11 protein-coding genes are annotated in these 8,405 nt (G+C 69.6%); 6 read left to right on the top strand and 5 right to left on the bottom strand.

Annotated features, from left to right (window positions below; translation table 11 throughout):
- Positions 1-218: 218 nt before the first annotated feature.
- Positions 219-1,073, bottom strand: a complete 855-nt coding sequence (locus tag WD271_11945) for a type II CAAX endopeptidase family protein (protein ID MEX1008545.1) — start codon at positions 1,071-1,073, stop codon at positions 219-221.
- 240 nt (positions 1,074-1,313) lie between these two features.
- Between WD271_11945 and WD271_11940 the strand changes: the two genes are divergently transcribed.
- The 3 genes from WD271_11940 to msrA are packed head-to-tail and all read left to right on the top strand — an operon-like array spanning position 1,314 to position 2,790.
- The gene (locus tag WD271_11940) at positions 1,314-1,814 is read left to right on the top strand and encodes a MarR family transcriptional regulator (GenBank protein ID MEX1008544.1); all 501 of its coding nucleotides are present in this window, start codon (positions 1,314-1,316) and stop codon (positions 1,812-1,814) included.
- Between the two features lie 9 nt (positions 1,815-1,823).
- Complete coding sequence (locus WD271_11935; protein MEX1008543.1) at positions 1,824-2,096, top strand: hypothetical protein; 273 nt, start codon at positions 1,824-1,826, stop codon at positions 2,094-2,096.
- 40 nt (positions 2,097-2,136) lie between these two features.
- A complete protein-coding gene (gene msrA, locus WD271_11930; GenBank protein ID MEX1008542.1) occupies positions 2,137-2,790 on the top strand; it encodes a peptide-methionine (S)-S-oxide reductase MsrA in 654 nt (217 codons plus the stop codon).
- Here msrA and WD271_11925 read toward each other — a convergent pair.
- A complete protein-coding gene (locus tag WD271_11925; GenBank protein MEX1008541.1) occupies positions 2,730-4,340 on the bottom strand; it encodes a DHA2 family efflux MFS transporter permease subunit in 1,611 nt (536 codons plus the stop codon). The genes msrA and WD271_11925 overlap by 61 nt on opposite strands.
- 164 nt (positions 4,341-4,504) lie before the next feature.
- On the opposite strand from WD271_11925, the gene WD271_11920 reads away from it, so the two are divergent.
- The 3 genes from WD271_11920 to WD271_11910 all read left to right on the top strand — a co-directional run bounded on the left by WD271_11920 (position 4,505) and on the right by WD271_11910 (position 6,340).
- On the top strand, positions 4,505-5,104 hold the full coding sequence (locus WD271_11920; protein MEX1008540.1) for a TetR/AcrR family transcriptional regulator: 600 nt from the start codon (positions 4,505-4,507) through the stop codon (positions 5,102-5,104).
- Between the two features lie 20 nt (positions 5,105-5,124).
- A complete protein-coding gene (locus tag WD271_11915; GenBank protein MEX1008539.1) occupies positions 5,125-5,721 on the top strand; it encodes a hypothetical protein in 597 nt (198 codons plus the stop codon).
- 61 nt (positions 5,722-5,782) lie between these two features.
- Positions 5,783-6,340 (top strand): VOC family protein, encoded by a 558-nt coding sequence (locus WD271_11910; protein MEX1008538.1) that lies wholly within the window; start codon positions 5,783-5,785, stop codon positions 6,338-6,340.
- Here the strand turns inward: WD271_11910 and WD271_11905 are convergent.
- The 3 genes from WD271_11905 to WD271_11895 form a co-directional block, all read right to left on the bottom strand.
- The gene (locus WD271_11905) at positions 6,333-7,625 is read right to left on the bottom strand and encodes an MFS transporter (protein MEX1008537.1); all 1,293 of its coding nucleotides are present in this window, start codon (positions 7,623-7,625) and stop codon (positions 6,333-6,335) included. The two genes, WD271_11910 and WD271_11905, sit on opposite strands and share 8 nt — an antisense overlap.
- Entirely contained in the window at positions 7,625-8,101 is a 477-nt protein-coding gene (locus WD271_11900) for a MarR family transcriptional regulator (GenBank protein MEX1008536.1), read from the bottom strand. The genes WD271_11905 and WD271_11900 overlap by 1 nt, the downstream gene beginning before the upstream one ends.
- Before the next feature lie 35 nt (positions 8,102-8,136).
- The coding region (locus WD271_11895) for a PASTA domain-containing protein (protein ID MEX1008535.1) at positions 8,137-8,405 on the bottom strand (269 nt) is incomplete at its 5' end.

Raw genomic sequence — 8,405 nt, 5'->3', positions numbered from 1 at the left:
CCGTCGTCGGTCGCGCTTGACAACCGCGACGCGTGGCTCGCCGGGTGGAACGACGACCCGTCGACGAGATCGTTGACGACGACGAGGAGCACACCCGTGACGACGACGAGGACGACCGCCATCACCACGGCGGACCTCCGAGCGTGGCGACGCGCCCGGTCGCGCGCGGCTCTCACACGTCGCAACGGTACGCGGCGTTCAGCCTGAGCGACCAATGATCAGGTCGCGTCCTCCATGGGCACCGGCCGCAGGATCCCGAGCCGTCGGCCGGCCACGATGGTGGCCAGCACGAGCGCGACGAGCGCGAAGGCGGCGAGGAGACTGCGCACGCCGGCCGACACCTGCCCCTCGAGCGCGGCGATCGTGGCGAGGTTCAGGAGCGCGTGCACGACGGCGGCCGGGAGCAGCGCGCCGGTGCGCAGCACTGCGTAGCCGAGCACCACTCCGAGGCACGCGAACGGCAGCGCGTGGAGGCCGTCGCTCATCTGGGAGATGTGGCCGGGCAGCAGCGTGAACACGAGGCCAGCCGCGAGCAACGCGACGATCCCGGGACCGACACCCCAGTCTTCGGCATTGCGCCAATTGCGCCCGACGAGCGCGGCGCACGCGGCGCCGACGATGATCAGGACTGCGAGGCGGTACACGAGCTCTTCGCCGAGCGCGGCGAGGACCAACCCGAACGCTTCGCGCGAACCGCCGAGGTTCACGGTGTACTGGAGAAGCCCGAAGACCAACGCGGCACTGCTGACGACGAGGAACTCGCGCCACGCGAGGAGGTTGGCGCGGTCGAGGCCGAGGCGACGCACACCGACCATGAACGCGAGCAGCGCGCCGAGGGGCAGCGCGGGAGAGATGGAGACGCGGCCGAGGTGGCCGAGCGAGATGTCGTCCCACGCGGTGACGACGTCGATCACGATGGTGAGGGCGGCCACCACGAGGATGCCGGGGGTGAGCGGCAGGCGGGTCCAGCGGCACCACCGCCACACGACGCGACCCAACGCCGGATGGTGAGCGGTGCGCGTGGCACCGCTCGCGTCCGCCAACGGGTCGAGCGTGTACTCCCCGGCCGCCATGTCCGTCACGCCTCCGCCTGCCCGGGATTCGATACCGGAGATTCCACGAGGAGCGCCACTTTAGCCACTCTCCGTGGGCAACACCTGGTTCGTCGGCTCAGGTCCGCGTGCTGCCCCACGGGTCGGTAACGACGCCGTCGAAGGTGACCTGAAGCCGAACCGGCCTGATCCGAGCTCGTTGCGGATGCGCACGTAGCCCAGATCCTTGCGCGTGCAAGTGTTTACGGATATTCTTCCTCCGTGGCTCCGGACGCCCCCTTCGACGACGAACGGCTCACCGCTGCCATCCTCCTGTTCGAAGCGCACGCCGGGTTGTCGGCGGCGCTCGAGCGGCGGCTCACGGAGGAGTGCGCGCTGTCCGTCCAGTGGTTCGAGGTGCTCCTGCGCTTGGCTCGGTCGCCCGGCCACCGGCTGCGAATGTGCGACCTGGCCGCGCAGGTGGCGCTGTCACCGAGCGGCCTCACGCGCGCGATCGATCGCCTCGAGAAGGCGCACCTCGTCGTGCGCGAGCAGTGCCCGGAGGACCGCCGCGTGGCCTATGCGTCGCTCACCGCGGCCGGGCTCGCGCGCATCGAGGCCGCGGTGCCCGTGCACCTCGAGCATCTCGACGAGTGCTTCGTCAGCGTGCTCACGCCCAAAGAGCTCCAACAGCTCGCCAAGACGATGCGCAAGGTGCGCGATCACGTGAACCCCAGCGCGAACTCCGGCGCGATTCCCGGAGCGGTGCTCGAACGCGCGTAGCCTGTCCAAATGGAGCGACAAGCGGGACTCGGGCGGAGTCTTCGCGAGGTCATCGAGTCGCTCACTCCGGTGGAGCCAGAGACAGCCGCGCGCTTGCAGTTCGACGCCAGCGAGCTCATCCAACGTCTCGACGATCTGCTCGTCGACGTTCGGGACCTGCGCGAGCGCGTGCACCACCTCGCGTCGATCGTCGGCGACGACACCGCCGTCACCATGGGCACCGCGGGGGACAAGTCGAAGAAGAAGAAACACAAGAACAAGAAGCACAAGATGAGGGCGTAACGTCGCGCGCGCCCGGAAGACTGATCGGGGAAGGAGAACCATGGCGCTGTTTGGTCGCAAGAACGACATGCCCTCGGTCGGCGACGCACTTCCTGGCAGGGACACCGAGATGCCCGTGCCCGCCGAGCACTTCGTCAACGGCCACAAGCTCACGCCGCCGTTTCCCGACGGCCTCGAACAGGCAATGTTCGGCCTCGGCTGCTTCTGGGGCGCGGAGCGCGTCTTCTGGCAGGCCGACGGTGTGTACACCACCGCCGTCGGGTACGCCGCGGGCATCACGCCGAACCCGTCGTACCAGGAGGTGTGCTCCGGTCGCACCGGCCACACCGAGGCGGTGCTCGTGGTGTTCGACCCCGAGGTGATCCCCTACGAGCGGTTGCTGAAGCTGTTCTGGGAGAGCCACGATCCCACCCAGGGCATGCGCCAGGGCAACGACGTCGGCACGCAGTACCGCTCCGGCATCTACTGCTCCACCGACGCGCAGCTCGAGGCTGCGAAGACGTCGCGTGACATGTACCAAGAGGTGCTGCGCGCCGCGGGCTACGGCGAGATCACCACCGAGATCCTGCCCGCGCCCACCTTCTATTACGCCGAGGACTACCACCAGCAGTACCTGGCGAAGAACCCCGGTGGTTACTGCGGGCTCGGCGGCACCGGCCTGAGTTGTCCGATCGGCCTCGCCGACGCGGGCTGACGCGCGGGCACAATTTCGTCGTCGGTCGCGCGCGCGGGCAGGAAGCGCCAGGCAACGAGCGCGCCGAGCACCGCGATCGCCGCGGTCACGAGCGACGCGCGTGACATCGCGTACACGAACGCCTCGCGCGCGACGTCGGCGATCCCGGCGCCCGCACGACCGAGTTGGCCGCTGACGGCGAGCGCGGCACCGAGTGAGCTGTCGGCGGCGTCACGCGCACGCGCGGGCACCGCGGCGGGGATCTGGTCGAGGAACCGGCTCCCGTACATCGACGAGAGCATGCTGCCGACGACCGCCACCCCCAGGGCGGCACCCACCTCGCGGCTCGTGTCGTTCACGGCGGAGCCCACACCGGCCTTGTCGCGCGGGAGCGAGCCCATGATCGACTCGGTGGAGGGCGCGAGTGCGAGCCCCATGCCGCTGCCGAGCAGCACCATCGCGAGCGCCACCCGCGGGTAGCCGCTGCCGACCGTCGACGTGGACGCGACCACGAGGCCGGTCGCGAACACCAGCATCCCGGTGACCACGACGCGCTTCGTGCCCGCCCATTCGACGAGCCTCGACGACGACGGCGCCACGATCATCATCGCGATCGCGAACGGCAGCGTGCGCACGCCGGCTTCGAACGGCGAGTACCCGAGCACGAACTGCAGGTACTGCGTCGCGAGGAAGATGAAGCCGACGAGTGCGAAGAACACCAGCGTGACGGTGAGGCTCGCGGCGGTGAACCGCGGGTTGCGGAAGAAGTGGACGTCGAGCATCGGGTACTCGACGCTGCGCTCCCATGCGACGAACGCGGCCAGCGCGAGCAGCGCGACCGCGAACGCACCGACGATCGGGGCGCTCGTCCAGCCGTCGCTCGGCGCCTCGATGATCGCCCACACGAGCGCGACCAGCCCCACGATGGAGAGCACCGCGCCGGTCCCGTCGATGGGCCGCGCCTCGAGACTGCGCGACGTGGGAACGAGGAAGCGGCCCGCGACGAGCGCGCCCGCCACGATCGGCACGTTCACGATGAACACCGAGCCCCACCAGAAGTGCTCGAGCAGGAACCCGCCGGCGACGGGACCGAGCGCGATGGCCATGCCGGCGACGCCCGACCAGATGCCGATCGCGATCGCGCGCTCGCGCGGGTCGATGAACACGTTGGTGATGATCGAGAGGGTCGCCGGCATGATGAGCGCGGCGCCGAGGCCCATCACCGCGCGGGCACCCACGAGTTGGTTCACGCCACCGGAGAACGCAGCCGCCGTGGACGCGAGGCCGAAGATCACGAGGCCGACGGTGAGCGCGCCCTTGCGACCGAAGCGGTCGCCGAGCGCGCCGAAGGTGAGGAGGAACCCGGCGAACACGAGCGTGTACGCGTCGACCACCCATTGGAGGTCGGTGATGCTCGTGCCGAGGTCGCGCTGGAGGGTCGGGAGCGCGACGTTGACGATCGTGTTGTCGATCACGATGACGAGCAGGCTCACGCACAGCACCGCGAGGGTGAGCCAGCGGCGGTCGTATCCGGCATGTCCCGACCGCGGCCCATCGCGCCGGGGGCGCACCTGCCGCCCGCCCGAGGGGGCGGCTCGCCGGGCGTGTGGTGTGATGAGCGATTCCATGGTCTCGGCCTCCATCCCCCTGCGCGTGCGTTACACTGTTATGACATCGTTATGATAACGTAGTTATTGCAGGTGTCAAGCGAAACCTTCGAGAACCGGGAAGACTGATGGACGTGCCCAGCCGTGACGACGACCAGAGCCAGGCGATCCTCGAGGCCGCGAGCCGGATCCTGTCGGCCGACGGCGCGGGCGCCCTCACCGTCCGGCGGATCGCGACGGAGGCCGGCTGCTCCACGATGGGGCTCTACAGCCGGTTCGGCGGCAAGGAAGGCGTGGTCGACGAGCTCTACGTGGAGGGGTTCCGGCACCTCTGCGACGGCATGAGCGCGGTGCCGAAGACCGACGACCCGGTTGCCGACCTCCGCTCGTGTGCGCGCGCCTACCGCGATACCGCCCTCGCGCACTCCACGCACTACATGGTGATGTTCGGCGGCGCGGTCCCGGACTTCGTACCCACGAAGCCCAGCCTCGGCGTCGCGTTCGGTGCCTTCGATCGGCTCGTCGCGAGCGTGCAGCGGTGCATCGACGCCGGCGCGTTCAAGGGTGACGCGGCCGACATCGCCGAGATCTGGTGGGGCTCGATGCACGGGCTCGTGATGCTCGAGGTCGTGGGCATCGATCCCAAGCGCGGCGACAAGGCCGAGCGCTACGACCGCCTGCTCGACACGCTGCTCGACGGCCTGCGCTTCGAGGGCCTGCGTTCGTGACCGTCGAATATCCCCGTAGGGTGTCGCGTCAGCTCACCGATCGCGCACGCCGCATGGTCGACTCCGCGCTCGACCGGGTGTTCAACGAGCCATTCGACATTCACAGCGAAGACGACTTCGAGCGGGTGATGACAGAGCACCACCTCGCGATGTCGTTCGCGACCGCGGGCGCGCTCGCCGGGTTCGTGGAACGCGCGTTGCCGATTGCGAAGCTGAGCACCAAGGCCGGCAAGAAGGTGCCGGTACCGGCGATCAAGTACACGCTGGTCGCGATCCCAATCGCGATGCAGCTCGGCAGCAGCGTACGGCGCGGCATCCGCGAGATCCAGGTGATCGCGTCCTATCTGATCCACCGACTCCGCGAGGCGGGCGTCGATCCGCGGCGTGGCCTCGTCACCGCGCTCGCGTTGTCGATCGCGCTCGACCCGGAACGGCGGCCCGACGTCGGGCTCACTCCCGGCCGCGCCGGCGCCGGCCTCGCTCGTCAGTGGGTCGTGCGCTCGATGGGCAAGCAGTCGGCGAAGTCGCTCAGCCGCCGTGCCCGCGCCGAGATCGCCGCGGTCGACCGGCTCGACTTCCGCGCGGTGTCGAAGGAATGGGAATCCCGCCCGGTGTAGGCGGGTTCCAACACCTGTCACGAGCCATACCATGGAAAGCTCCGCACGAGAGGAATCGCGCATGGCTGGAACCGATCAGCTCCCCGACGCGCCGCGCTGGCGCGGCATCAACCACCTCGCGCTCGTCACCCCCGACATGGACGCCACGGTGCGCTTCTACGTGGGCGTGCTCGGGATGCGCCTGGTCGCCACCACGATGGCGGGGCCCATGCGCCACTACTTCTTCGAGATGGGCACCGGCAACACGGTCGCGTTCTTCGAGGTGCCCGGCGCGGAAACGTTCGCGAAGCCGGCGGGCGGGCCGAGCGACCGCGCCATCCAGCTCGACCACATCTCGTTCGACGTGCCCGACGAGCACGCGCTCGAGATGCTGCGCAAGCGGCTGCTCGCGGCCGGCTCCGAAGTCACCACGGTCGTCGACCACGGCTTCGTCCGGTCGGTCTACTTCACCGACCCGAACGGCATCGCGCTCGAAGCGTCGTGCTGGATGGTCGACGGCACCAGCCGTCCGGCCGACTACACCGACGCGGCGCTGTTCTCCGACCCGAACCCGGTGCCCGCGGTCGAAGAGCTCCGCGCCGGCGGCATCGACGAGCTCCCGCAGACCCGCCTTACGTAGACGCAACCGGCGTCGTCAGAGGTCGCTCTACGACCTCGAGCGACGCCGGTTCGTTGGTGGAGCTGCGGCGCGGGGCGCGCAGCAGGGTGCGGGCGAAGAAGAGGGTGACGGCGAGGGTGGCCACGCCACCGATCGCGAAGCCGTAGCGCGGGCCGAACTCCTGGCTGATCCAGCCGATGAGCGGACCGCCGATCGGCGTGGTACCGAGGATCGTGATCGTGTAGACGGACATCACCCGCCCGCGCTTCGACGGTTCCGCCTCGAGTTGCACGGTGGACTGGCACGTGGCGAGAAACGTGATCTGGCCGGCGCCGACGAACGCGACCACGAACACGAACAACGCGATCGTGGGCGCGAGCGAGGCGATGATGATCGCGGCACCGAACCCGAGGCCGCTCACCACCACGACGAGCCCGGTGGGCTTCGACTTGTGCGCGACCACCAGAGCTCCGACGAGCGCGCCGATACCCATCGACACCGTCATCCAGCTGTACGTGGCGGCGTTGCCGTCGAAGGTGACCTTCGCGAAGAGCGGCAGCACCACCGGGAAGTTGATCGCGAGCGTTCCGACCACGGCCGTCATGATGAGGATCGACCGCAACTCGGGCGTCTCCCGGATGTAGCGGAGGCCTTCTCGGATCTGGCCCTTTGCCCTGGCCACCGGCGCACCGCGGTGGAGCACCGATGTGTCCATCAAGAGCAGTGCGCCGATCACCGCGACGTACGAGAGCGCGTTCAGCGCGAAACACAGACCCGTGCCCACCAGCACGATGATCACGCCCGCGAACGCCGGGCCGACGATGCGCGCCACCTGGAACAGCGCGCTGTTGAGCCCGATGGCGTTCGGGAGGTCGGCCGGACCGGTCATCTCGGAGACGAACGAGAGCCGGGCCGGGTTGTCGACCGCTTGCGCGAGGCCCTGCACGAGGACGATCGCGAACACCATCCAGAGCGCGACGACGCCAGTGAGCGTGAGCACCGCGAGGGTTGCCGCCGCGCACCCCATCGTGATGGCGCTCAGGATCAGCAGGAGGCGCTTGTCGAAGCGGTCGGCGAGCACGCCGCCCCACACCCCGAGGAAGAGTGTGGGCACGAACTGCAGCGCGATGACGGCACCGATCGCGACGCCGCTGTTGTGCGACAGGCTCAGCACGAGCCACCCGAGCGCGATGGTCTGCATCCAGGTTCCGCAGAGCGAGATGCCCTGGCCGATGAAGAACAGCCGGTAGTTGCGCGTGCGCAACGAGCGGAACGTGGTGGACGCGATGCCCCGCGCGGTGGCCATCAGTCGCCGATGAGCTGCTCGAGAACGGGGAGCGCGTCGGCGAGCGCGGCGCGCTCGTTGGGCGACAAGCGCGCGACGCGCTTGGCGAGGAACGCGTTCTTGCGCGTGCGGCTGCGCGCGAGGGTTTGGCGGCCGGCGTCGGTGATCTGCACGCGCACGATGCGGCGGTCTTGCGCGTCGACCTCACGAGTGGTGAAGCCGTGCTCCTCGAGCCGGGCGACGATGCGGGTCATGCTCGGCGGCTGCACCTGCTCCTCGGCCGCGAGCTCGCCGAGGGTGATCGGCCCGAGGTTTTCGATGGTGGCGAGCGCGGCGAGACGGGACGCGGTGAGGTCGTCGCCCCCGCTCAGCGCCTCCTGCCGCACCCGGCGGGCGAGCCGGGCGTTGGCCAGCCGCAGCCGGGACGCAAGGACCTCGGGGGCGAGTTCGGTGGGCGTGGGGCCCGAGGGGGTGGAGGTGGCGGTCGGAGTGGTCACGCCCGATAGTTTACCAGACTAATTAGCGAGGCGAACTATCTACCTTTCGCGGGCTGGCGGATCCCGACGGTGACGGTGACGGTGCCACCCTCCGGGGCCCGCCCGCCCGGCGGGTCCTCGGCCACCACGTCGCCGACCTGGCTGTTCGGCACCGGCGCGGTCGCGATGGCCACCGCGAACCCGGCGTCCTGGAGCTCCCCGAGCGCGTCGTCGGCCGACCAGCCGACCACATAGGGAACCGCCACGAGCTTCGGCCCGGACGACACCGTGAGCGTGACCGTCGTGCCCCGCACGACGAGGCGGT

The organism is Acidimicrobiia bacterium (assembly GCA_040880805.1).
Lineage (GTDB): Bacteria > Actinomycetota > Acidimicrobiia > IMCC26256 > DASPTH01 > DASPTH01.
Note: the sequence above shows the minus strand (reverse complement) of the source record. Positions and strands in the feature narration are given on the sequence as shown.

Bases quoted from the DNA above. Each gene is read 5' to 3' on its own strand.
- WD271_11905 (MEX1008537.1), bottom strand. From the start codon at position 7,625: ATGGCCACCGCGCGGGGCATCGCGTCCACCACGTTCCGCTCGTTGCGC.
- msrA (MEX1008542.1), top strand. From the start codon at position 2,137: ATGGCGCTGTTTGGTCGCAAGAACGACATGCCCTCGGTCGGCGACGCA.
- WD271_11945 (MEX1008545.1), bottom strand. From the start codon at position 1,073: ATGGCGGCCGGGGAGTACACGCTCGACCCGTTGGCGGACGCGAGCGGT.
- WD271_11910 (MEX1008538.1), top strand. From the start codon at position 5,783: ATGGCTGGAACCGATCAGCTCCCCGACGCGCCGCGCTGGCGCGGCATC.
- WD271_11920 (MEX1008540.1), top strand. From the start codon at position 4,505: ATGGACGTGCCCAGCCGTGACGACGACCAGAGCCAGGCGATCCTCGAG.
- WD271_11935 (MEX1008543.1), top strand. From the start codon at position 1,824: ATGGAGCGACAAGCGGGACTCGGGCGGAGTCTTCGCGAGGTCATCGAG.